The organism is Paraburkholderia sp. J8-2 (genome assembly GCF_905220195.1).
Classification (GTDB): domain Bacteria; phylum Pseudomonadota; class Gammaproteobacteria; order Burkholderiales; family Burkholderiaceae; genus Paraburkholderia.
The window spans coordinates 246,855-267,917 of sequence record NZ_CAJMZA010000001.1 but is presented as its reverse complement, the minus strand read 5'-3'; the positions used below and the strand labels follow the sequence as shown (position 1 = coordinate 267,917).

General features: G+C 66.8%; 21 protein-coding genes. 20 read left to right on the top strand and 1 reads right to left on the bottom strand.

Features of this window, described 5'->3' with window-relative positions; translation table 11 throughout:
* The first annotated feature begins 152 nt into the window (after window positions 1–152).
* The 15 genes from U5A52_RS01175 (at window position 153) to U5A52_RS01105 (ending at window position 14,420) form a co-directional block, all read left to right on the top strand.
* Complete coding sequence (locus U5A52_RS01175) at window positions 153–1,361, top strand: ABC transporter substrate-binding protein (protein WP_321933488.1); 1,209 nt, start codon at window positions 153–155, stop codon at window positions 1,359–1,361.
* The gene (locus U5A52_RS01170; protein WP_321933487.1) at window positions 1,358–2,215 is read left to right on the top strand and encodes an FAS1-like dehydratase domain-containing protein; all 858 of its coding nucleotides are present in this window, start codon (window positions 1,358–1,360) and stop codon (window positions 2,213–2,215) included. The genes U5A52_RS01175 and U5A52_RS01170 overlap by 4 nt, the downstream gene beginning before the upstream one ends.
* Before the next feature lie 73 nt (window positions 2,216–2,288).
* Window positions 2,289–3,032 (top strand): SDR family NAD(P)-dependent oxidoreductase, encoded by a 744-nt coding sequence (locus U5A52_RS01165; protein ID WP_321914495.1) that lies wholly within the window; start codon window positions 2,289–2,291, stop codon window positions 3,030–3,032.
* Between the two features lie 16 nt (window positions 3,033–3,048).
* Window positions 3,049–3,969 carry an NAD(P)-dependent oxidoreductase gene (locus U5A52_RS01160; protein ID WP_321933485.1) on the top strand — a complete coding sequence of 307 codons (921 nt, stop codon included), beginning with the start codon at window positions 3,049–3,051 and terminating at the stop codon, window positions 3,967–3,969.
* On the top strand, window positions 3,966–4,844 hold the full coding sequence (locus tag U5A52_RS01155) for a branched-chain amino acid ABC transporter permease (RefSeq protein WP_321933483.1): 879 nt from the start codon (window positions 3,966–3,968) through the stop codon (window positions 4,842–4,844). The genes U5A52_RS01160 and U5A52_RS01155 overlap by 4 nt, the downstream gene beginning before the upstream one ends.
* A gap of 1 nt (window position 4,845) precedes the next feature.
* Window positions 4,846–5,844: a branched-chain amino acid ABC transporter permease gene (locus U5A52_RS01150; protein ID WP_321934153.1), complete on the top strand. Its 999-nt coding sequence runs from the start codon at window positions 4,846–4,848 to the stop codon at window positions 5,842–5,844.
* Window positions 5,841–6,659: an ABC transporter ATP-binding protein gene (locus tag U5A52_RS01145; protein WP_321933482.1), complete on the top strand. Its 819-nt coding sequence runs from the start codon at window positions 5,841–5,843 to the stop codon at window positions 6,657–6,659. The genes U5A52_RS01150 and U5A52_RS01145 overlap by 4 nt, the downstream gene beginning before the upstream one ends.
* Complete coding sequence (locus U5A52_RS01140) at window positions 6,652–7,416, top strand: ABC transporter ATP-binding protein (protein ID WP_321914499.1); 765 nt, start codon at window positions 6,652–6,654, stop codon at window positions 7,414–7,416. The genes U5A52_RS01145 and U5A52_RS01140 overlap by 8 nt, the downstream gene beginning before the upstream one ends.
* A gap of 22 nt (window positions 7,417–7,438) precedes the next feature.
* Complete coding sequence (locus U5A52_RS01135) at window positions 7,439–8,374, top strand: SMP-30/gluconolactonase/LRE family protein (protein ID WP_321934152.1); 936 nt, start codon at window positions 7,439–7,441, stop codon at window positions 8,372–8,374.
* 209 nt (window positions 8,375–8,583) lie between these two features.
* A complete protein-coding gene (locus U5A52_RS01130) occupies window positions 8,584–9,801 on the top strand; it encodes an FAS1-like dehydratase domain-containing protein (protein ID WP_321933480.1) in 1,218 nt (405 codons plus the stop codon).
* An 85-nt stretch (window positions 9,802–9,886) separates the two neighbouring features.
* Window positions 9,887–11,050 carry a CoA transferase gene (locus U5A52_RS01125; protein WP_321933478.1) on the top strand — a complete coding sequence of 388 codons (1,164 nt, stop codon included), beginning with the start codon at window positions 9,887–9,889 and terminating at the stop codon, window positions 11,048–11,050.
* On the top strand, window positions 11,050–12,249 hold the full coding sequence (locus tag U5A52_RS01120; RefSeq protein WP_321933476.1) for a CoA transferase: 1,200 nt from the start codon (window positions 11,050–11,052) through the stop codon (window positions 12,247–12,249). The genes U5A52_RS01125 and U5A52_RS01120 overlap by 1 nt, the downstream gene beginning before the upstream one ends.
* 48 nt (window positions 12,250–12,297) lie before the next feature.
* Window positions 12,298–12,879, top strand: coding sequence for a cysteine hydrolase (locus tag U5A52_RS01115; RefSeq protein ID WP_321933474.1), 582 nt, complete (start codon window positions 12,298–12,300; stop codon window positions 12,877–12,879).
* 10 nt (window positions 12,880–12,889) lie between these two features.
* Complete coding sequence (locus U5A52_RS01110) at window positions 12,890–13,699, top strand: CoA ester lyase (RefSeq protein WP_321933472.1); 810 nt, start codon at window positions 12,890–12,892, stop codon at window positions 13,697–13,699.
* 91 nt (window positions 13,700–13,790) lie between these two features.
* Window positions 13,791–14,420, top strand: a complete 630-nt coding sequence (locus tag U5A52_RS01105; RefSeq protein WP_321914505.1) for a GntR family transcriptional regulator — start codon at window positions 13,791–13,793, stop codon at window positions 14,418–14,420.
* A gap of 42 nt (window positions 14,421–14,462) precedes the next feature.
* On the opposite strand, the gene U5A52_RS01100 is transcribed toward U5A52_RS01105, so the two are convergent.
* On the bottom strand, window positions 14,463–15,428 hold the full coding sequence (locus U5A52_RS01100) for a LysR family transcriptional regulator (RefSeq protein WP_321933470.1): 966 nt from the start codon (window positions 15,426–15,428) through the stop codon (window positions 14,463–14,465).
* A 127-nt stretch (window positions 15,429–15,555) separates the two neighbouring features.
* Here U5A52_RS01100 and U5A52_RS01095 point away from each other — a divergent pair, with 127 nt between their 5' ends.
* The 5 genes from U5A52_RS01095 (at window position 15,556) to U5A52_RS01075 (ending at window position 21,056) form a co-directional block, all read left to right on the top strand.
* Window positions 15,556–16,548, top strand: a complete 993-nt coding sequence (locus U5A52_RS01095; RefSeq protein ID WP_321933468.1) for a hydroxyacid dehydrogenase — start codon at window positions 15,556–15,558, stop codon at window positions 16,546–16,548.
* A complete protein-coding gene (locus tag U5A52_RS01090; protein WP_321914508.1) occupies window positions 16,545–17,246 on the top strand; it encodes an RraA family protein in 702 nt (233 codons plus the stop codon). The genes U5A52_RS01095 and U5A52_RS01090 overlap by 4 nt, the downstream gene beginning before the upstream one ends.
* 100 nt (window positions 17,247–17,346) lie before the next feature.
* The gene (locus U5A52_RS01085) at window positions 17,347–18,843 is read left to right on the top strand and encodes an MFS transporter (protein ID WP_321933466.1); all 1,497 of its coding nucleotides are present in this window, start codon (window positions 17,347–17,349) and stop codon (window positions 18,841–18,843) included.
* A 21-nt stretch (window positions 18,844–18,864) separates the two neighbouring features.
* Entirely contained in the window at window positions 18,865–19,788 is a 924-nt protein-coding gene (locus U5A52_RS01080) for an SMP-30/gluconolactonase/LRE family protein (protein ID WP_321933464.1), read from the top strand.
* Window positions 19,789–19,817: 29 nt separating this feature from the next.
* Window positions 19,818–21,056 carry an alpha-hydroxy acid oxidase gene (locus tag U5A52_RS01075; protein WP_321933463.1) on the top strand — a complete coding sequence of 413 codons (1,239 nt, stop codon included), beginning with the start codon at window positions 19,818–19,820 and terminating at the stop codon, window positions 21,054–21,056.
* Window positions 21,057–21,063: the final 7 nt, after the last annotated feature.

Here is a 21,063-nt window from a genome sequence, read left to right as displayed (position 1 = left end):
TTTCTCGGTGGTGGGATGAGAAAGGCGTCTAAGAATGCATTCTATATTCCGCTTGAAGTCCGTGAAACGCCATAAATACGGGAAAAACCCTGACTTGAACGTTCTTCAATACTTTATAGAATGCATTCTTAACGACGCCAACAGGTGAGACCATGCGCAGAAGAACCTTTGTCTTCAGCAGTACGGCAGCCGTGTCAGCCGGGTTGCCCGGTTTAAGCTTTGCCCAGCAGGCGACGCCGGGCATCGACCCCGTCAGCAAGACCGTGACGGTCGGTGCGTTCACTCCGATCACGGGGCCGGTGCCTTTTTACGCGATCGTCACGCGCGCCACCGACGCCTGCTTCAAGTGGTCCAACGACACCAACGCGCTCAAGGGCTGGAAGATCAACTACGTCGTCTACGACGACGGCTACGAACCTGCGCGCAGCGTTGCCGTGACGCGGCGTCTGGTCGAAGAGAACAAGATCTTCGCGCTCGCAGCGCCAGTAGGCACCGCGCAGACCCAGGCCGTGATTCCCTACGCGAAGGAAGTGGGCTTGCCCCTGGTCGGCCCGGTGGGCGGCGCGAGCGCGCTCTTCACCGAGCGCCTGTCGTTTCCCCTCCTGCCTGACTACGGCTGGTCCGCCGCCTCGAACGCGGACTACGCGCTCAAGGCGCTCGGCGTGAGCCGCGTCGCGCTGCTGTGGGAGAACGACGAGCTTGGCCGGTCGGCCAAACGCGGCTTCGAGCTGTACCTCGAAGGAGCGAAGAAGCAGGCCGTCGAATCGATTCCGTTCGAAGTCCGAAATACGGATTTCACGCCGCACATTCGCCGTCTTGTCAACGCGAAGGCAGACGTGGTCATTCTGTTCGGATCGAACTCGAATCTCGCCGCCGCGCTGAAATCGGCGGACCGTATCGGCTTCGAGGCGAAATGGATGGCGCCGTTCTTCACCGCCGATCCCACCACGCGCAAGCTCGCGGGATCGTTGCTCGACGGCGTGTACTTCTCGTCGTGGCTCATGCCAGTCACCTCGAACGACGCCGAAATCAAGGCCTACCGTGACAGCATCGCGAAGTACTACGCGAGCGACCCCGTGGGCGTTTTCGGCCTCAACGGCTGGAGCAACGGCATGCTGTTCGTGAAGTCATTCAACATGCTGCTCGAAAGCGGCAAGCCGCTCACGCGCGCCAGTCTCGTCGACGTGATGGAGACAATGCACGATCAGAACATTGGCGGCACGCGGGGGGTGAGTTTCAAGCCCGGCGATCATCGCGGCGCGCGCCAGGAAGGCATCATTCAGGCGACCAGCGACGGCTTCAAGCTCGTGCGCGATTTCAAGCCGTATCCCGAGCAGGTGTTCGACGCGAGGCTCTCATGAGCGAAGTGGAACTGGAGAACGTCTACGAGTCGTGGATCGGCCGCGAGGAGGTGCACACGTCCCGCATCGAGGCGGGCGCTGTGCGCGCCATGGCCGCCACGCTCGATCTCGACGCGGCGCCCACGCCAGGCGAATCGTTGCCGCCCGGTTGGCAATGGCTCTTTTTCAATCCCGCCGTGCGGCGCAGCGGCCTGGGCGCGGACGGCCACCCGCAACGCGGCAGTTTCCTGCCGCCGATCGCGTTGCCGCGGCGCATGTGGGCGGGCAGCCGCATCCGCTATCTGCAGCCCCTGCCTGTCGATGCCGGCGCGACGCGCACGAGCCGTATCCTCAAGGTCGAGAAGAAGGCGGGCAAGCGCGGGACGCTGTGGTTCGTCACGGTGGGACACGTCACGTCGTGCGATGGCCTGCCGTGCATCGAGGAGGAGCAGGACATCGTCTATCGCGAGGCCGCGCCGCCGGGCGGCGCGAACGCAGCGGCACCGGCTGTGTACGAGGCGCAGGCGCAATGGCGGCGCGATTGCCGCGCGGATTCGACGCTGCTCTTCCGTTATTCGGCGCTGACCTTCAACGGCCATCGCATTCACTACGACGAGACCTACGCGCGCGACGAGGAGGGCTATCCCGGTCTCGTCGTTCATGGTCCGCTCACCGCGACGCTGCTGCAGCAGTTCGCCGTCGAGCATGGCGGCGGGCGGCGGCTCGCGCGCTTCGATTTTCGCGGTGTCAGCCCGCTATTCGTCGACCGCTCGTTTTCGCTCGAAGGGCGCGCGGCAGCGGAGGGCGGGCTCGATCTCTGGGCGCGCGGCGCGCAGGGCGAACTGGCGATGTCGGCCACGGCGGCTTTCGCGTAGCGCCCCGGCCTCGCTGCGCCTGCTTATCGCGGGCGCCGTCGGTACCTCAATCGGAACACAGGAAACCTGACACATGGCACAACATCTGAGCGGTCCAGCGAATCTGGAAGGGCAGGTCGCGTTGATCACCGGCGGCGCGGGCGGCATGGGCCGCGCCATTGCGAATACGTTCCGCCGCGCAGGCGCGCGCGTGATCGCCACCGACCTCGGCGTGCACGAGGACATCGGAGCGGGCGTGCAATATCTGCGCTACGACGTGACTTCGCGTGTGGAGACCGACCGCGTGATCGACGGCGTGCTTGCCCAGCACGGCGCCATCGACATTCTCGTGCTGTGCGCCGGCATCATCGCGCGTACACCGCTCGGTGACAGCACGGACGAGGAGTGGGACGCGATCCTCAACGTGAACGTACGCGGTGTGGTGAATCCCACGCGCAAGCTTTTTCCGCTCATGTGCGAGCGCGGTTTCGGCAAGATTCTCGCGGCCGGGTCGATCGCCGCGAAGAACGGCGGCGTGGCCTCGGGTCCGGCGTATGTGTCGGCCAAGTCGGCTGTGCACGGCATGATGCGCTGGGTGGCCAAGGCGGGCGCGCCGCACGGCGTCTACGCCAACGTGCTCGCGCCCGGACCCGTCGAAACAGCGATGTGGTCGAACGTGACGGGCAACGTCGCGCCCGCGGCGAACGCAACCGTGCCGCTCGGCCGCTACGGCAATGCCGACGATATCGCCCAGGCCGCACTGTTCCTCTGTTCGCCGGCCTCGAACTGGATCACCGGCACGTCGCTCGATATCAGCGGCGGCATGTGGATGGACTGAGGGCGAGGAGCGAGCGATGGCGACAGACAATCAGGCGGTGATCGGCTTCGTGGGCCTCGGCGTGATGGGCGGCCCGATGTGCCGCAACATAGCGCTCAAGCACACGGGCGAAGTGCTGGCATTCGACACGAACGGCGAGACCTTCCAGGTGCTCGAGGGCACGCAAGCGCGCCGCGCGCAATCGCTCGACGAGATCGCGGCGCAGGCCGATATGGTGTTTCTTTCGCTGCCCGGCGGCCCCGCCGTGGAAGCTGTGACGCTCGGAGCGCAGGGCCTCGCGAGCGGCGCGCGGCGGCCGCAGGCGATCGTCGATCTCAGCACCACGACGGTCGCTTCAGCGCGCAAGGTGGGCGAGGCGCTCGCCGCACGCAACGTTGCATTCGCGGATGCACCTGTCGCGCGTACGCGTGAAGCGGCGCAGCGCGGCGAACTGAGCATCATGGTGGGCGCGGACGCTGCGCTCTTCGCACGTATCGCGCCGCTGCTGCACTACATCGGCACCGACGTCACCCACTGCGGAGCCATCGGTTGCGGCCAGGTGGTCAAGCTCATCAACAACGCGCTCGTCTTCGAGAACACGGTGGCGCTGGCCGAGATGATGGTGCTTGGCGAACGCGCGGGCGTGGAGCCCGCCACGCTGCTCGACGCGGTATCGAAGGGCTCGGGCGACAGCTTCGTGCTGCGCAACCACGGCCGCAAGGCGATGCTGCCGCGTCAGTTTCCGGAGAAGTCGTTTCCGCCCGAGTACGTGCTCAAGGACATCGGCTACGTGCTCGAACTCGCGGGGCAGACGGGGGTGTCGACGCGCATCACGGAACTCGCGCACCGCTACTATGCCGCCACGGCGCAGCAGGGCTACAGCGGAAGATATTTTCCGGCCGTGATCGAACTGATCGCGCGAGACGCCGAACTCGCGCCGGGAGGGGCCACGGCATGACGGATTTTCTCGGCCTCGTCTGGGCGGGCATGGTGAGCGGGTGTCTCTATGCGCTCGGCGCCATCGGACTCGTGCTCATCTACAAGAGTTCGAACGTCGTGAACTTCGCTCACGGCAATCTAGCGGGCCTCGCCGCGTTCCTCGTCTATGGCTTTACCGCGGGCACGTTCGCCCAGATGGACTGGGGCGTGGCCGTGCCGCTTACGCTGGTCCTGATGGTGGTCGTCACGACGCTCAGTTGCGCCGTGATCGCGCCGCTCGTGCTCAAGTCGGACATTACCAGCACGATCGCCACCCTCGGCATCGGGTTGATCGCCCAGGGCGGCACGCAATTGCTGTTCGGCTCGAACGTGGTGTCGCTTGACTTGCCGTTGCCGAGGTGGCGCGCGCATCTTGGGCCGGTGCGGGTGACGTCGTACGATCTCGCGGTGCTCGCGGCTACGGTCGTGATCGTCGCAATGCTGTATCTGCTGATCGAGCGCACGCGCATTGGCGTGGCGTTTCGCGCCGTGTCGGCCAATCCGTTCGCGAGCCGCGTATGCGGGCTGAAGCTCGGGCGCATCCACCTCTTTTCGTGGGTGCTGGCCGGGTTGCTCGGTCTCGTGGCCGCGCTTCTGATCGTGCCGACCACGTTTCTTTCGTCGACGAGCGTCGCGTCGTTCATGCTGCAGGCGTTTGCGGCCGCAGTGGTGGGCGGTTTCAGCAGTCTACCCGGTGCGGTGATCGGCGGGATATTCGTAGGCATCCTGATGAATATGCTGTCGTTCTATCTTTCCGCCGAGTTCAGCAACACGTACATGCTCGTACTGATGCTGTTCGTGCTCAATCTGTTCCCACGCGGCGTACTGGCTGCGCGAGGAGGCGCCCGTGCCTGACATGTTCATTCCCCCAGCCGCCGTCGCGAACGAGGCCCAAGGGGCAGATGCCGCGCTGGCCGCCGGCCGCAGCAGGTCATGGCGTGCATTCGGCGTGAGCGGCGTTGCCGGGCTCGTGCTGCTCGCCCTGCCGCTCGTGGGCGGCGGCTACTGGATCTATACGCTCGGCCTGTGTTTCGCGAACGCCATCGCCATTATTGCAGTGAGCTTTCTCGTGCGTTACGGCGGCGAAGTGTCGATCGGGCACGGCGTGTTCGTCGCGGCGGGCGCCTATACCGTGGCGCTCGTGGAGAAGTACTGGGGCTTGCCGATCTTCGCGAGCCTGCCGCTTGCGGCGATCGTTGGCGGGGTGTTCGGCATGCTGTTCGCGTATCCGTCGCGCCACCTGAAGGGGATCGCGCTGGCGGTGGCGACCATGGCGCTCGCGCTCGCGTTTCCCGAGTTCCTCATGCACTTCTCGAAGATCTCCGGCGGTTACGAAGGGCTGTATGTGAAGCTCGATGCGCTCGGCGGCGTGCCGCGCAATCTGCAACGCTATTACTTTCCGCTTCTCGTGCTGTTCGCCGTGATCGCGTTGCTGCGGCAATTCCGCCACTCGCGCCAGGCCATGGCGCTGCTGCTGATCCGCGATTCCACGCACGCCGCCGAATCGTTCGGCGTGCGACGCAGTTGGGCGCGCCTGTCATGCATGGCGTTGAGCGGGGCCATTGCCGCGATTGCCGGGGCGATGCAAGCGTTCACCGCGTCGACCGTGTCGCCCAACAGCTTTACGCTGTGGACGTCGATCTTCCTGCTGGTGGGGTCGGTCGTGAGCCTCTATGCGCTGTCGCTGGTGGGCGCGCTTGCGGGCGGTCTGTTCCTCACGCTCGTGCCGCTGCTACTGGCCGGCGCGGGTGACTGGGTGCCGATTCTGTACGGCGCGGCGCTGCTGGCAGTCGTGTTGGGGGCGAATGCGCTGCCCGCCGGCTGGCGCGCACGGCTCGAAGGGAGGCATCAATGAGCGAGGCTATGGTGGCGCACGCAGAGGGCGCATTGGAGATGTCAGCAGGGGCACGCGCGCTTGTCGTCGACAATCTCGTGCTTTCGTTCGGCGGCAATGAAGTGCTGCGCGACGTGGGCGTGCGGCTCGAAGCGGGGGAGATCACCGGGCTCATCGGCCCGAACGGCGCGGGCAAAACGAGCTTCTTCAACTGCCTCACGGGACTCTATGTGCCGCAGCGCGGCAGCATCCGTTTCGGCGGCGAGGACATGACGCGCGTGCCGCCCACGGGGCGCGCCGCGCGAGGCTTCTCGCGCAGCTTCCAGCATGTCGCGCTGTGTCCCGAGTTGACGATTGCCGAGAACGTCATGATCGGACTCCAGCGGGGGGCCGCGGCCGGCTGGCTCGACGCGTTCCTGCCGCTTTCGCGCGGCCGTGCCGAACGCGCGCGGCACCGCGAGATGGCGCTGGCCGCACTCGCGCGCCTCGGCATCGAGCCTGTCGCCGATTCGTTGCCCGCGCAACTGCCGCCCGGCGTGCTGCGTCTGGCAGAAATCGCCCGGGCGATTGCGGGCTCGCCACGCGTGTTGCTGCTCGACGAACCAGCGGCGGGCCTCAATTCGCTCGAAACACGCGATCTCGCGAACGCGCTGAAGAAGTTGCGCGGTCCCGAACTCGTGCTCGTGGTCGTCGAGCACGACATGGATCTCATCATGGACGTGTGCGACACCATCCACGTGCTCAATGTCGGTCGCGTGCTCGCGTCGGGCAGTCCCGCGCAGATCCGCGCGAACGCGGACGTGGTGCGCGTCTATCTGGGAGAAGACGATGAGTGAAGCGCAAGCGCAGCGTCTGCTCGAAGTCGAGGCGCTCACCGTGCGGTACGGCGCGGGCCCGGTCGTGCACGGCGTGAGCTTCGGCGTGGGGCACGGCAGCGTGGGCGCGCTGCTCGGTGCCAACGGCGCGGGAAAATCGAGCACGCTGCGCGCCATTGCGGGCCTCGAGGCCGCTCAGGGCCGCGTGTGCTTCGACGGCCACGACGTGAGCCGCCTGAACGTGGCGGCGCGCTTTCGTGCGGGCATTGTCTACGTGCCGGAGGGGCGCGCCATCGTCGCCGATATCTCGGTGGCGGAGAATCTCACGCTCGGCGCGTATTTCGTCGACGCGCGCACGCGTTCGCGGCGCCGCGACATGGTGCTCGACTTCTTTCCGGAAATCGCCAACCGGCTCAAGGCGCCGGCGGGCCTCCTGAGCGGCGGCGAGCAGCAGATGCTCGCGATCGGGCGCGGGCTGATGTCGGGGCCGCGTCTGTTGCTGCTCGACGAACCTTCGCTTGGGCTTGCGCCGCTGCTCGTCGCACGCGTGTATGAACGGCTCGCTCGCATCCAGCAGGAACAGCAACTCGCGGCGCTGCTGGTCGAGCAGAGTTTTCACGCGGCGGCGAAGCTGGCCTCGCATGCGTGGGTGATGCGGCACGGCCATATCGTCGGCGAACTCGACGAGCCGCTCCTGCGCAGCCGAGAAGGCCGGCAGCGAGCCGTGGACGCCTATCTGGGCGCGCGTCAGGACGAGCGCGCGAATGCACACATCTAGAACGGAAGAGGGCACGACGATCATGGGAGCACGCATCAATCTCACCCTGCAGGGCCGCGTGATGGCAAGCGGCCTGAAATTTCCGGAAGGTCCGGTGGCGCTGCCCGACGGCAGCGTGCTGGTGGTGGAGATCGCCGGCGGGCGCCTCACGCGCGTGATGCCGGACGGAGAGCTGAAGGTGGTTGCCGAACTGGGCGGCGGCCCGAACGGTGCGGCGCTCGGACCCGACGGCCATTGCTATGTCTGCAACAACGGTGGCTTCAGCTGGCGCACCGACAACGGCTTTACGCGCCCAACAGGTGCCGCGGCGAACTACGGCGGCGGCTCGATCCAGCGTGTGAACATCGAGACAGGCGAAGTCGAAACGCTCTATACGCATTGCAGCGACGTGCCGCTGCATGGACCGAACGACATCGTGTTCGATGCCGAAGGCGGCTTCTGGTTCACGGACTTCGGCAAGACCTTCGAAGACCGCATCATGCGCGGCGCCGTGTATTACGCGCGCGCGGACGGCAGCCAGATCCGCTGCGCCGCGCATCCCGTGCTGACACCGAACGGCGTGGGCCTCTCGCCCGACGGCCGCACGCTCTACGTGAGCGAAACGGAGACGAGCCGGCTCTGGTCGTATCCGGTCATCGGGCAAGGGGAGCTGGGACAGGAAGCCTGGCCGTCACCGAATGGCGGACGGCTCGTGCATGGGCTCGCGGGCTATCAGCGCTTTGATTCGCTCGCAGTGGAAGAGAGCGGCAACATCTGCGTGGCGACGCTCGTGCGCGGCGGGATCAGCGTGTTTTCGCCCGAGGGTGAACTGCTCGAGTTCCATGAGGCGCCCGAGGGCTACTGCACGAATATCTGCTTTGGCGGCCCCGACCGGCGTACGGCGTTCATCACGTTGTCGGGCTACGGGCAGCTATTCGAGGCCCGGTGGCCGCGGCCGGGGCTGACGCTGGCCGCTTGAGCTTGTTGTGCCGCGCGTGTGTCGATTCCATGATTGAGCGCGCGGCGTAACTGGTTGCATACACAGCGAATAGTGACCCGCGTTCCACGACACGGGACTAGTAAAAATATCCGTAAGGATACCTGAGTGATGTGATTCACAGGCGACGTTTCGTCATCTCAAAAAGAATGCATTCTGCACCCTTTGCGGTTAAATCACGGAGAAACCACTTGGATACGACCACTTTCACCCCTGCCCAAAGCGACGTAGGCAACGCACCGGCCGAAGGCCGCATCACCGATCAGGCCATTGCCGAAGCGCGCGCGATGATCGGCCTGCAACTGCGCCCCGAAGGCCCGTATTTGCAGGACGCAAGCGCCGATACGCTGCGCAACTGGTGCAACGGCATTGGCGACCTGAACCCGCTCTATCGCGACTACGGCTATGGGCCGGCCACGCGCTTCGGCTCGATGGTCGCGCACCCGATGTTTCCGATGGCGTTCGGCTGGCTCGGCAGAACGCGCTGGGGTCTTGCGGGCGTGCATGGCTTTTACGCGGGCAACGACTGGGAACTGTTCCGCCATGTGCGCCCGGGCGACCGCATCACGGCGATCGAACGCGTGGTCGGCGTGGAGGAAAAGGAGAGCAAGTTCTCGGGCCGCCTCGTGTTGCAGTATGTCGAGGCCAGCTATTACAACCAGCGCAGCGAGCTCGTGGCGCGCGCGCTTGGCACCTGCACGCGTCACGAGCGCAAGGCGGCGCGCGACACCGGCAAGTACAAGGAAATCGTCCAGCACGAGTACAGCGACGAAGAACGCGACCGCATCGATCAGATGGTGCTCGACGAGCCCAAGCACATTCGCGGCGCGAACGTGCGCTATTGGGAAGACGTTCGCGAAGGCGAGGAATTGCCCGCCATCGCGCGCGGTCCGCTTTCGCTGATGGACACCATGGGCTTTCTCGTCGGCTGCGGACGCGGCCACACGCACGGCGTGGTGCTGCAGACAGCCGTTAAGCATCCGGGCCACTTCTTCCGCAACCCGGAAGCGGGCGGCGGCGTGGAGTACACCGGCATCGGCCACCATCGCGAGTCGGTGGCGAAGGAAGTGGGCGTGCCGGGGACTTACGACTACGGCCCGCAGCGCTCGTCGTGGATGTGCTCGCTCGTCACGAACTGGATGGGCGACGCGGGCTTCATCAAGCGCGTGCGCACCGAAATGCGGCGCTTCAACATCATGGGCGATACCACCTTCTGCAAGGGCAAGGTCGTGCGCAAGTACATGAAGGACGGCGCGGGGCTCGTCGACATCGAACTTGCCGCAGTGAACCAGCGCGGCGAAGTGACCACGCCGGGACTTGCGACCGTGGCGCTGCCTTCGCGCGACGTGCGGCTGCCTGCTTTCATCGACGGCGCGGGCATCGACCTCGAACTGCCGGTCGTGCGCTGAGCGTGAGTCCAGGCGCGCTGGCTGGCGCACAGCACGGCGGCAGCGCGACAACAGCGCGAGAGCAGCGCGACAGGGAGGGGAGCACATGGAAAGCAACGACGAAGCCGGCCACGCCGCACTCCCGCTCGCGGGCTGCCGCGTGCTGGAGCACTCGCGCACCGTGGCGGCGGCGTGGGCGGGACGTCTTCTCGCCGCGATGGGCGCGCGCGTGGTGATGATGGAGCCGCCTCAGGGACATCGCCTGCGTGGCGCCGCGCCGCTCATCGAGGGCAGCGGCGAGAGCGCGCTGTTCGCGTATCTGGCGGCGGGCAAGCACAGCCTCTTGTGCGATCTCGCGACGTCCGAGGGCAAGGCGCGGTTCGAGCACGAACTCGAGCGCGCGGACATCCTGATCGACGACACTCCGCTCGCCGAGCGCGAGTCGCAAGGTCTCGACCCGAAACGGCTGGGCGCTCGCTTTGCGCAACTCGTGCACGTCTCTGTGTTGCCCTTTGGCGCCCATGGCCCGAAGGCGGCCTGGGACGGCGAAGAGGTGAACCTGCTGCACGCGGGCGGCGAAGGCTACCTGCTGCCAAACGGCCTCTCTGGGGAGTTGTTTCCGCAGCGCGCGCCGCTCAAGATCTACGGCCATTTTGCGGGCTATCAGGGTGGCTGTACGGCCGCGCTGGCGGCGCTCACGGCGTGGTGGGCCGTGCCATCCGCGGGCGGTCAGTACGTGGACGTCTCGGTGCAGGACGCGGCCCTCGCGGTAGGCGCGTTCGCGCTGCAACGGCTCGGCGACGGCTCGCTCGAACATCGCTCGACGCGCAGCTTCCGCTACGGCGGCGTGTTCGAGGCGAAAGATGGCTTCGTGGAAGTGCTCACGCTCGAAGACCGCCAGTGGAGCGCGCTCGTGCAGTTGCTCGGCTCGCCCGCGTGGGCGCAGGAGGAGGCGTTGCGCGATCCGCTCGAACGCAGCCGCCGCGGCGGCGAGATCAACCGTCACATTCGCGCGTGGATGGCGCAGGAGCGTGTGGAAGACATCGTGAGACGGGCGCAGGCGCTCGGCGTGCCGGCCGCGAAATACCGCACGCCCGAGGAAGTGCTCGCGGGCGCGCACGAAAGCGCGCGCGGCCTGTTCGCGCAGGCAACGCTCCCCGACGGCCGCGCCGTGGACGTGCTCGTTGCGCCGTTCCAGTTCCGCTGCACGACGCTCGAGGCGCATGCGCACGTGCCGGCGCCGGGCGAACTCGAAAAGGAGGACTGCTGATGAATTCAGCCAGTGCGCCACTCGCCGGTGTACGCATCGCCGATTTCACGATTCACGCGGCCGGGCCGTTCTGCACGCACCTGCTCGCGCAACTCGGCGCCGAATGCATCAAGATCGAAAGCCGCAGCCGGCCCGATGCGTTTCGCAAGCCGCATGCCGTCTATGGCCGGATGTCGGCGGCGACGTTCGATCAGGTGTCGTCGAACAAGCGCTCGGTGCGGCTCAATCTCAAGCAGCCCGAAGCGATTGCGCTCGCGAAGCGGCTCGTCGCGGTATCGGACGTCGCGGCGGAGAGCTTTCGTCCCGGCGTGCTGGAGCGGCTCGGCCTCGGCTTCGAAGCGTTGCGCGAGAGCCGGCCCGATATCGTCATGCTCTCGCTCTCATCGTGCGGCCAGAGCGGGCCGGATTCGTCGTTCGCGGGCTATGCGCCGCTCTTCGGCGCGTGGGGCGGGCTCGGCTGGATGAGCGGCTACAGCGACGGACCGCCCGTCGAAATGCGCCACGTCATGGATCATTCCGCTGGCCTGCATGCCGCGCTGGCGACGCTCGCCGCGCTGCATCAGCGGCGCAGGACAGGGCAGGCGCAGCACGTGGATCTCGCGGCGCGCGAGGTGGCCTCGGCGATGATCGGCGACGCGCTCGTGCTCGCAAGCGCGGGGATCACGCCGCCGCGCCCGGGCAACGGCGACGCGTCGATGGCGCCGCACGGCGTCTACGCCACCGCCACGCCGGACCGCTGGCTCACGCTTGCCGTACGCGACGACGCCGCCTGGCGCGCGCTCGCGCGCGTGGCGGGCTGGCCCGAGGACGACCCCGATTACGCCACCGGGTCCATGCGGCTCGCGCGCCGCGAGGCGCTCGACGCGCACGTGGCCGCGTGGCTTGCCGGTTGCGACGCCGACCGCATTGCCGAGGCGCTGCAACGCGAGGGCGTGTGTGCGCACGTTTCCTGGACCATGCAGGACATCGCTTGCGATCCGCATCTGCGCGCCCGTGGCGCGATCGTCGATGTCAGCGCGCCCGATCTTCCCGCGCGCGCCGCCGTGGGCGCGCCCGCGCGTTTTTCACGCACGTCCGATGTGGGGATCCGGTCGCTCACCCCCGCGCTCGGGCAAGACGAGGATTACGTGTTCGGCGAACTGCTGGCGTTGAGCCGCGCGCAGCGCGACGATCTGGAAGCGCGCGACATCATCTGTTGAAAAGCGGCGCGCGAGCGCGCCACCCGAAGAACGAGCAAGGAGCATGTCGTGAAAGACACCATCTATCTCGTGCTGGACATGGAGAACGACCTCGTCCACGCAGACGGCCCGAACGGCAAGGCGGGCTATGCGGAGCAGGTCGCCGGCCGGCGCATCATCGAGAACACGCGTCGCGCCATTGACAAGGCGCGCGCCGCTGGCGTGCCGGTCGGCTTCGTGCGCGTGGGCTTTTCGCCGGACTACCGCGAGTGCCCGCCCGATTCGCCGATCTTCTCGGGAGCCCGCAAGAACGGCATCTTCAAGCTGGGGACGTGGGGCACGGAGGTGCATCCCGACCTTGGCCAGCAAAGCGGCGACTTCGATATCGTCAAGCACCGCGTGAGCCCGTTCTACGCGACGAGCCTCGAAGCGATCTTGCGAGCGCACGGCATCAGGCGGATCATCTGCTCGGGCATCTCGACGAACGCCGTCGTGCAGGCGACCGTGCGCGAAGGCCACGACCGCGACTACTCGATGACGGTGCTCGAAGATTGCTGCTGCGCGATCACGGCCGAGGAACACGAGAACGCGATTGCGGGGCTGCGGCGCTTCTGCACGCTCAGCACGTCGCACGGCGTGACGTTCGAGTGAGGGGCGGCCCATGCGGATCGCACGCAGTTTGCTGTTCGTGCCGGGCGATCGTCCGGCACGCTTCGAAAAGGCGCTCGCGAGCGGCGCACACGAAGTGATCGTGGATCTGGAAGACGCCGTCGCGCCCGAGGCCAAACCTGTGGCGCGGGAGGCGGCGGCTGCCTGGCTGGGCGCAGGGCGCGACGCGCTCGTGCGCATCAACGCGATGGGCACCGAATGGTACGAGGACGACCTGCGCCTGCTCGCCCGTGCGCCGGGGGCGGCGGTGATGCTGCCCAAAGCCGACGAGGCCTCGCTGCGCGCCACTTCCGACGCGTTGCCCGGGAGGCGCATCGTCGCGCTCATCGAAACCGTGCGGGGCTACCTGGCGTTGCGCGCGCTCGCGGCGGTGCCGGGCGTAGCGCGTCTCGCCTTCGGCAGCGTGGACTTCAGCGCCGAGACCGGCATTGCCGACGAGGGCGGCGCGCTGCTCGCCGTGCGCACGCAGATCGTACTGGAGTCTTGCCATGCGGGGCTCGCGGCGCCGGTGGACGGGGTGAGCACCGGTTTCGCCGACGCGCAGGCGCTGGGCGCCGCTGCCGCGCACTCGCGCGCGCTCGGCTTCGGCGGCAAGCTCTGCATTCACCCGGCGCAGGTCGCTGCGGTGAACGCGGCGTTCCGGCCGTCCGCCGGGGAGTGCGACTGGGCGCGCCAGGTGGTCGAAGCGTTCGCGGCGAGCGGCGGCGCCGCGACGGCGGTGGCGGGGAAGATGATCGACAAGCCCGTGGTCGAGCGCGCGCGGCGCATTCTCGCGGAATCGGGCGAGGGCGACATCGCTTAAAATCAGCCCGGAGGCGGGCCCGCGGCGCGGCCGGACCTTGCGCGCCATGCGCGCCATCAGATCGAGACCCAACCGGCCCAGACGACAGCAAATGGAATACAGAACCAAGGAAGAGCAGGTTGCCGATTTCCTGCGCGAGCAAATCATCTCTGGCGCGATCGCGCGCGGCTCGCGGCTCAAGCAGGCCGAGATCGCCGAGCAGTTGCACCTGAGCATCACGCCCGTACGCGAGGCGCTCAAGCTGCTGGAGGCCGAGGGGTATATCAGCGGAGACTCGTACCGCGGCGCGCGCGTGGTGCCGTTCGACGCGGCGGCATCGTCGGAAATCCTGAATCTGCGGCTTCTGCTCGAAACGCAGCTCGTGAAGGGCACGGTCGAAAAGATCAAGGCGCAGGACATCGTCGAGCTGCGCCAGCTCGCCGACGAATTCGCCGTGGCGTTCGCCAAGGGGGATCGCGCGGTTGCGAGAGGCATCAACTATCGCTTTCACCGGCGCATGTACGACATAGCGGATATGCCGCAGACCCTCCATTTCACGCAGATTCTCTGGGCGCGCTATCCGTTCGACATCATCAACGCCGCGCACGATCGCGGCAGCGACGCCGTAGCCGAACACGAGGAAATTCTCCAGGCCTTTGCAGCCGGCGACGTGACTGCCGCGATGCTCGCGATGCGCAAGCATATCGAATCGGGCTGGTCGGTACTCAAGGCGGCGAAGTAGAAGAAAACCGGCGTTACGATCAAGCGGACGGGGGTAGAAAGCCTATGGGTCCTTTCTCACCTTCCGATTCCCCGCAGGAACGGATTTGCGCCGCATCGCCGGCGCTTTTGCCGTTTCGTTCTGCTCGCGCACGATATCGATGATTCGCCGCGCCGCCGGCGATAAATAGCCGTCATTGCGATGCACGACGCCGAATTGACGCGTCATCGTCGTCTCGGGATTCGGCAGTTCGACGAGCGCGGGCGTGAAGCGGCCCGCTTCCAGGTTGCGCCGGGAAATAAAGCTCAGCAGGCCCGTTTCGGCGATCAGGCGCGGCAGCGCGGCGATCGAGCTCGTCATGATGGCCGCGCGCGGCAACGGCAGCCCGCGCGAGGCGAACGCGTGTTCGAGCCACTGGCGCGTCGCCACGGATTGCGCGGGCAGCACCCAGCCATAGCGGGACATGGCTTCGAGCGTTGCACGCTTGCCCGCGAGCGGATGCGTGGCGCTGGCTGCCACCACGACGTGGTCGGCGACGATGGGAATTTGCACCAGCGTTTCGTCGTGGCCGCCGAGCGGACCGATCACCACGTCGAGCAGCCGCTTGCGCAACGCATCCTGCAAGACGTCGTTCATGCCGATCTGCAATTCGACGACAACGGCAGGCGCCTCCTCCTGCAACACGCGGCACACCGTCGGCATGATGAATTCGGCGATGGTGGCCGCAGCGCCGATCTTCACGAGACCCGCCAGCCCAGCGCCTAACGACGCGATTTCCCGCTGCGTTTCGTCCAGCGTGCGCTCGACGAGCCCCGCGCGCTGCTGCAACAGCCGCCCGGCGTCGGTGAGCCGGATGCCGCGGCCGCTGCGCTCGAAGAGCGCCGCGCCATAGTTCTCTTCCAGCCGGTCGATGCATTTGGAAAGCGCGGGCTGCGTAATGTGCAGCGCTTGCGATGCGCGGCCCAGGTGCCCCAGTTCGGCGACTTTCGCAAAGTACATCAGGTCGCGTACCTGCAGGTTCATCACCATGGGCGGCCCCGTTGGGTGGACGAATACATAACCATCAGGAATGAAAAGATGAAAAATCGAAAATAGACATTATGAGTCGCGGTGTCAACAATGTCGTGAAGCCTCATGCAGACAGAAGGAGACACCCATGTCCCACCGAATTCTCGTCACGGCGCCGCGTCTCGCGCAGGCCGGGCGAAGGGTGCTGGCCGCGGCGCAGTGCGAAGTCGTCTATATCGACGACGCGCAGAACGCCGCCCAGGTCGCCCACATTCTTGCCACCCAACCCATCGACGCCGTGATTTCGCGCACCGTCGAGCTTTCCGGGGCGGCGATCGCGAGCTGCCCGTCGCTGCGCGTCATCTGCAAGCACGGCGTGGGCGTGACGAACATCGACGTTGAAGCTGCTACGCGCCACGGCATTCCCGTTTTCACCACGCCCGGCACCAACACGCATTCGGTCGCCGAATTGACGATGGCGCTCATGCTGGGCGCCGCGCGCAAGGTCAACTACTACGACAGCGAATTGCGCGCGGGCCGCTGGACCCGCACGGGCGACGGCCGCCAGTTGCATGGGCGCACGCTCGGTCTCATCGGCTATGGCCAGATCGGCCGCAGCGTCGCGGCGATCGCACACGCGCTCGGCATGACGGTGCGTGCCTTCGATCCCGTCGCGACGCAGTCAGGCGCGCAGTCTTTCGTCACGCTCGAACGCTCGGTCGAGGAGCTACTGGCGCAGGCGGACGTGCTGAGCCTGCATTGCCCCGTCAATGCGCACACGCGCAATCTGCTCGACGCAAACGCCATCGCGCGGCTGCCCGACGGCGCCATCGTCGTGAACACGGCGCGCGGCGAGCTGATCGACGAAGCCGCGCTCGTCGCGGCGCTGCAAAGCGGCAAGCTCGCCGCCGCGGGCCTCGACACCTTTCGCAACGAGCCGCTCGGCGCGGACGATCCGCTGGCCGCGCTGCCGAATGTGGTGCTCACGCCGCATGTGGGCGGCTCAACGCCCGACGCGCTCGATGCCGTCGCGGTGAGCGCCGCCGAAACCTGTTTGCGCTATCTGCGCGGCGAGGGCGTCGACGCCAAGAGCTGCGTGAACCCCGACGCTCTCCACTCCGAAAAAAAGGTCATCGCATGAATACGTCGCAGGATCGGGCCGGCTGGCCCGCAGGCTTCTTCGTCGGTCAACGCACGTCGCTGCCGACGCCCGCGCAGGTCGAAGCGTTTCGCAACGTGCCCGTCGCGCACGCAGGCGATTGCCTTGGCCGCAGCATCGGTGCGATGGGTCTGACGGCCTATCACCACTCGGTTTCGCTCACGATGTGCGGGCCGGCCCTCACGGTGCGCGTGCGCCCCGGCGACAACATGATGATCCACAAGGCGATCGAACTCGCGCAGCCCGGCGACGTGATCGTGATCGACGGCGGCGGCGACCTGACCCAGGCGCTGATCGGCGGCCTCATGCGCACGTCGGCCCTCACGAAGCACATTGGCGGCTTCGTGGTAGACGGCGCGATCCGCGATCTCGCGGAATGGGCCGAGGGCGTGATTCCGGTCTATGCGCGCGGCCACACGTTCCGCGGGCCGAGCAAGGAGGGCCCCGGTGAAGTCAACGTGCCGGTCGCGTGTGGGGGCCTCGTCGTGAACCCCGGCGATCTCGTGATGGGCGATGCGGACGGCGTGATCGCCGTGCCGGTGGATCGGCTCGACGCGCTGCTGCCGCTCGTGCGCGCACACGCGGACAAGGAAGCGGCGATCCGCGCGAGCAACGCGGCGGGCACGGCCGACCCGGAGCGCTTCAACGCGCTGCTGCGCAAGAAGGGCTGCCCGGTGTAAGCGCCGCCGGCGCTTCGAGCGAATCCTTCGCGCGGCATAGGCCGCCGATGCCGCCCGGGCCGCGGCGGCATCGCCAGCACAACAATCAGGAGACGAGGCCATGCATCCCTATTCAAACACCGCCGACGCGCACGACGTGGCTGGCGCGAACCACGATGCGCTTGCACCGCACGCCGCACCCCACGCGGCGCTCGCACCCGACGCCCACGCGCGCCAGATCTCGGCGCGCCTCGACCGCCTGCCGCCCAGCGCGCCCGTGTGGCTGTTGATCGCCGCGCTCGCCATGGGCGGCTGGTTCGAGATCTACGACATGTTTCTCACCGCCTACATCGCGCCGGGGCTCGTGAAGGCGGGCATCTTCACGAAGACGACGGCGTCGCTGTTCGATCTGGGCGGCCTGGGCGCCTTCGTCGCGGCGCTTTTTCTCGGGCTCTTCATCGGCACGATTGGCGTGGCATTCGTTGCTGACCGCCTGGGCCGGCGCCGCGTGTTCGTCGGGGCGCTGCTCTGCTATACGTTCGCCGCCGTGATGATGTCGCTGCAAAGCGATCCCGTATGGGTCGTGTTCTGGCGCGTGGTCGCGGGCATTGGCGTGGGCGCGGAGCTTGTGACCATCGACGCGTATGTCTCGGAGTTCGTGCCTGCGCGCCTGCGCGGCCGCGCATTCGCATTCGTGCAGGCGATTCAGTACACCTCGATTCCCACCATTGCCTTTCTGTCGTGGCAACTGGTGCCGATCGCGCCGTTCGGCCACGACGGCTGGCGCTGGGTCGTGTGGATCGGCTGCTCGGGCGCGGTATTCGTCTGGCTGATCCGGCTCGGGCTGCCCGAGAGCCCGCGCTGGCTGATCCAGCACGGCCGCATGGCCGAAGCCGAGGCGATCGTCACGCGGCTCGAACGGCGCATCGAACGCGCGACGGGCAAGCCCTTGCCGGCTGCGGCGAGCGCATCTTCGAGCGCGCAGAACGTTGTGCAAGCAACGAGTCAGTCTGCATCGAACGATAGCCCATGGAGCGACCGCTATCGCCGCCGCACGGTGATGCTGCTGGTATTCAACTTCTTCCAGTCGATCGGCTATTACGGTTTTGCGAGCTGGGTGCCCACCTTGCTGGCGGAAAAAGGCGTGACGCTCACGCACAGCCTCTGGTATTCGTTTCTCATCGCCATTGCCAGCCCGCTCGGGCCGCTGCTCTCCATGCTGATCGCCGACCGCGTGGAGCGCAAATGGCTGATCGTGGGCTCGGCCGCCGCCATGGCCGTGCTCGGCGTGATTTTCGCGCAGCAGCGCGATCCCGCGCTGCTCGTTGCGATGGGTCTCTTGATGACGCTCGCCGGCAATTGCATGACGTTCTCGTATCGCACCTATCAGGCAGAACTCTTTCCCACCCGGATGCGGGCACGCGCCATCGGGCTCGTGTATTCGGCGAGCCGCATCAGCGCGATGCTCTCGGGCTTCCTCATCGGTTTCTTTCTGCGGCATATGGGCGTGGCGGGCGTGTTCACGCTCATCGCAGGATCGATGTTCGTAGTCGTCCTGACGATTGGGTTCTTCGGTCCGCGCTCGCGTGGCCTGAGTCTCGAACAGATCTCCGGATAACACCAGGCAGAAGGTTACGACATGTTCTATCTCGATCAACCGCCGCGCGTTATCGAAACGCGCGTGTTTTCCGCGATGCCCGAGCATTTTCGCCAGCGCGCTGTTGCGTCGGCATGGGCGAACGCCAACAAGGCAGGGCAGAGCGTCGACAGTTTCCTCGAAGGGCCGTCGTTCGACGCGCAAGGGCGCCTGTACGTGGTGGACATTCCGTTCGGCAGGATTTTTCGCATCGGCAAGGAGGGGGACTGGACGCTGGTCGCCCAATACGACGGCGAGCCGAACGGTCTCAAGTTTCACCCGGACGGCCGCATTCTGATTGCCGACTACCGCAACGGCATCATGCAGCTCGATCCGCAATCGGGGCGCGTGGAGCCGCTGCTGGTGTCGCGCAACGGCGAATCGTTCAAGGGCTGCAACGATCTCGCGATCGCCGCCAATGGTGACATCTATTTCACGGACCAGGGTCAAACGGGCCTGCAAGACCCGACGGGCCGCGTGTACCGCCTGAGCGCGGATGGCCGTCTCGACTGCCTGCTTGCGAACGGCGTGAGCCCGAACGGGCTCGTGCTCGACCCGTCCGGACGCGTGCTGTTCGTCGCGATGACGCGCGATAACGCGGTGTGGCGCGTGCCGCTGCTCGCTAGCGGCGGCACCGCGAAAGTGGGGCGCTTCTGTTCGCTCTTTGGCACGAGCGGCCCCGATGGACTCGCGATGGACGAAGCCGGCAACCTGTACGTCGCGCATGCGTCGCTCGGGCAGGTATTCGTGTTTGCGCCCAATGGCGAATGCATTGCGCGCGTGAAGTCGTGCGCGGGCGAGACGGTGACCAATCTGGCTTTCGGCGGAGCGCAGCGGCAGCACATTTTCATCACCGAATCGAAGAGCGGCAGCGTGCTCGTGGCCGACGTTGGCGTGCCCGGCATTGCGTTGCCGCGCGTCGCCTGAGAACGGCCGTTCGACCTCGCATCGGAATCATGTCAGATACGTTCAACCTGCGCGACTATCCGCTCGCCAATCACACCGCGCCGCGCGCCGCGGCGTCACCGCACATTCCGCGGCGTCTCGCGCGCGTGTTGTCGCTCGCGGACTTCGAAGTCATGGCGCGCCGCCATCTGCCGCCGCCGATCTTCGCCTATGTGAGCGGAGGCTGCGAGACCGACCGCTCGCTGCGCGAGAATCGCAGCGCGTTCGAGGACTACGACTGGGCGCCGCGCGTGCTGGTCGATACGTCGCAGCGCACGCTGGAGACGACGCTGTTCGGCCAAACCTATGCGGCGCCTTTCGGCATCGCGCCCATGGGCATCAGCGCGCTCACGGCGTATCGTGGCGACCTGATCCAGGCGCAAGCGGCGGCGCTCGCCAATGTGCCGATGATCATGAGCGGCTCCTCGCTCATCCGCATGGAGGAGATCTGCGCGGCCAACCCGCAGGCGTGGTTTCAGATGTACGTGCCCGGCGAGCCCGACAAGATCTCGGCGCTGCTCGAACGCGTGGCGAACGCGGGCTTTCGCACGCTGGTTCTGACCGCCGACGTGCCGGTGTCGGGCAATCGCGAGAACAACCTGCGCGCGGGATTCTCGACGCCGCTGCGGCCCACGCTGCGGTTGGCGTGGGACGGCGCGACGCACCCGCGCTGGCTGCTGGGCACGGCGTTGCGCACGTTGTGGCGGCACGGCATGCCGCACTTCGAAAACTCGCGCACGGCGCGCGGCGCGCCGATTCTTTCGTCGAACGTGCTGCGTGACTTCGGCGCCCGCGATCATCTGAACTGGGAGCATTTGAGGCTGATCCGGCAGCAATGGCCAGGCAAGCTTGTCGTCAAGGGCATCCTGAATCCCGACGATGCGCGCCGCGCCCGCGAGCTTGGGGCCGATGGACTGATCGTGTCGAATCATGGCGGGCGTCAGCTCGACGGATCGATCGCGCCGCTGCGCGCGCTGCCCGCCGTGGTGGCCGCCGTGGACGACGCGTGCCCCGTGATGATCGACAGCGGATTCCGGCGCGGCGGCGACGTGCTCATGGCGCTCGCGCTGGGCGCGCGGGCGGTCTTTATCGGCAGGCCGTTCAACTACGCGGGCGCGGTGGCCGGGCAGGCGGGCATCCTGCATGCGTTTGCGATCGTCGCCGCCGAGATGATGCGCAACATGGCCCTGCTTGGCGTGTGCCGGCCCGACGAACTGGGCGCGAGCCATATGACTCGACGCGTCGGCTGAAAAATGC

Coding starts and splice junctions, on each gene's coding strand:
- U5A52_RS01175 (WP_321933488.1), top strand. CDS start 153: ATGCGCAGAAGAACCTTTGTCTTCAGCAGTACGGCAGCCGTGTCAGCC.
- U5A52_RS01170 (WP_321933487.1), top strand. CDS start 1,358: ATGAGCGAAGTGGAACTGGAGAACGTCTACGAGTCGTGGATCGGCCGC.
- U5A52_RS01165 (WP_321914495.1), top strand. CDS start 2,289: ATGGCACAACATCTGAGCGGTCCAGCGAATCTGGAAGGGCAGGTCGCG.
- U5A52_RS01160 (WP_321933485.1), top strand. CDS start 3,049: ATGGCGACAGACAATCAGGCGGTGATCGGCTTCGTGGGCCTCGGCGTG.
- U5A52_RS01155 (WP_321933483.1), top strand. CDS start 3,966: ATGACGGATTTTCTCGGCCTCGTCTGGGCGGGCATGGTGAGCGGGTGT.
- U5A52_RS01150 (WP_321934153.1), top strand. CDS start 4,846: ATGTTCATTCCCCCAGCCGCCGTCGCGAACGAGGCCCAAGGGGCAGAT.
- U5A52_RS01145 (WP_321933482.1), top strand. CDS start 5,841: ATGAGCGAGGCTATGGTGGCGCACGCAGAGGGCGCATTGGAGATGTCA.
- U5A52_RS01140 (WP_321914499.1), top strand. CDS start 6,652: ATGAGTGAAGCGCAAGCGCAGCGTCTGCTCGAAGTCGAGGCGCTCACC.
- U5A52_RS01135 (WP_321934152.1), top strand. CDS start 7,439: ATGGGAGCACGCATCAATCTCACCCTGCAGGGCCGCGTGATGGCAAGC.
- U5A52_RS01125 (WP_321933478.1), top strand. CDS start 9,887: ATGGAAAGCAACGACGAAGCCGGCCACGCCGCACTCCCGCTCGCGGGC.
- U5A52_RS01120 (WP_321933476.1), top strand. CDS start 11,050: ATGAATTCAGCCAGTGCGCCACTCGCCGGTGTACGCATCGCCGATTTC.
- U5A52_RS01110 (WP_321933472.1), top strand. CDS start 12,890: ATGCGGATCGCACGCAGTTTGCTGTTCGTGCCGGGCGATCGTCCGGCA.
- U5A52_RS01105 (WP_321914505.1), top strand. CDS start 13,791: ATGGAATACAGAACCAAGGAAGAGCAGGTTGCCGATTTCCTGCGCGAG.
- U5A52_RS01100 (WP_321933470.1), bottom strand. CDS start 15,428: ATGGTGATGAACCTGCAGGTACGCGACCTGATGTACTTTGCGAAAGTC.
- U5A52_RS01095 (WP_321933468.1), top strand. CDS start 15,556: ATGTCCCACCGAATTCTCGTCACGGCGCCGCGTCTCGCGCAGGCCGGG.
- U5A52_RS01090 (WP_321914508.1), top strand. CDS start 16,545: ATGAATACGTCGCAGGATCGGGCCGGCTGGCCCGCAGGCTTCTTCGTC.
- U5A52_RS01085 (WP_321933466.1), top strand. CDS start 17,347: ATGCATCCCTATTCAAACACCGCCGACGCGCACGACGTGGCTGGCGCG.
- U5A52_RS01080 (WP_321933464.1), top strand. CDS start 18,865: ATGTTCTATCTCGATCAACCGCCGCGCGTTATCGAAACGCGCGTGTTT.
- U5A52_RS01075 (WP_321933463.1), top strand. CDS start 19,818: ATGTCAGATACGTTCAACCTGCGCGACTATCCGCTCGCCAATCACACC.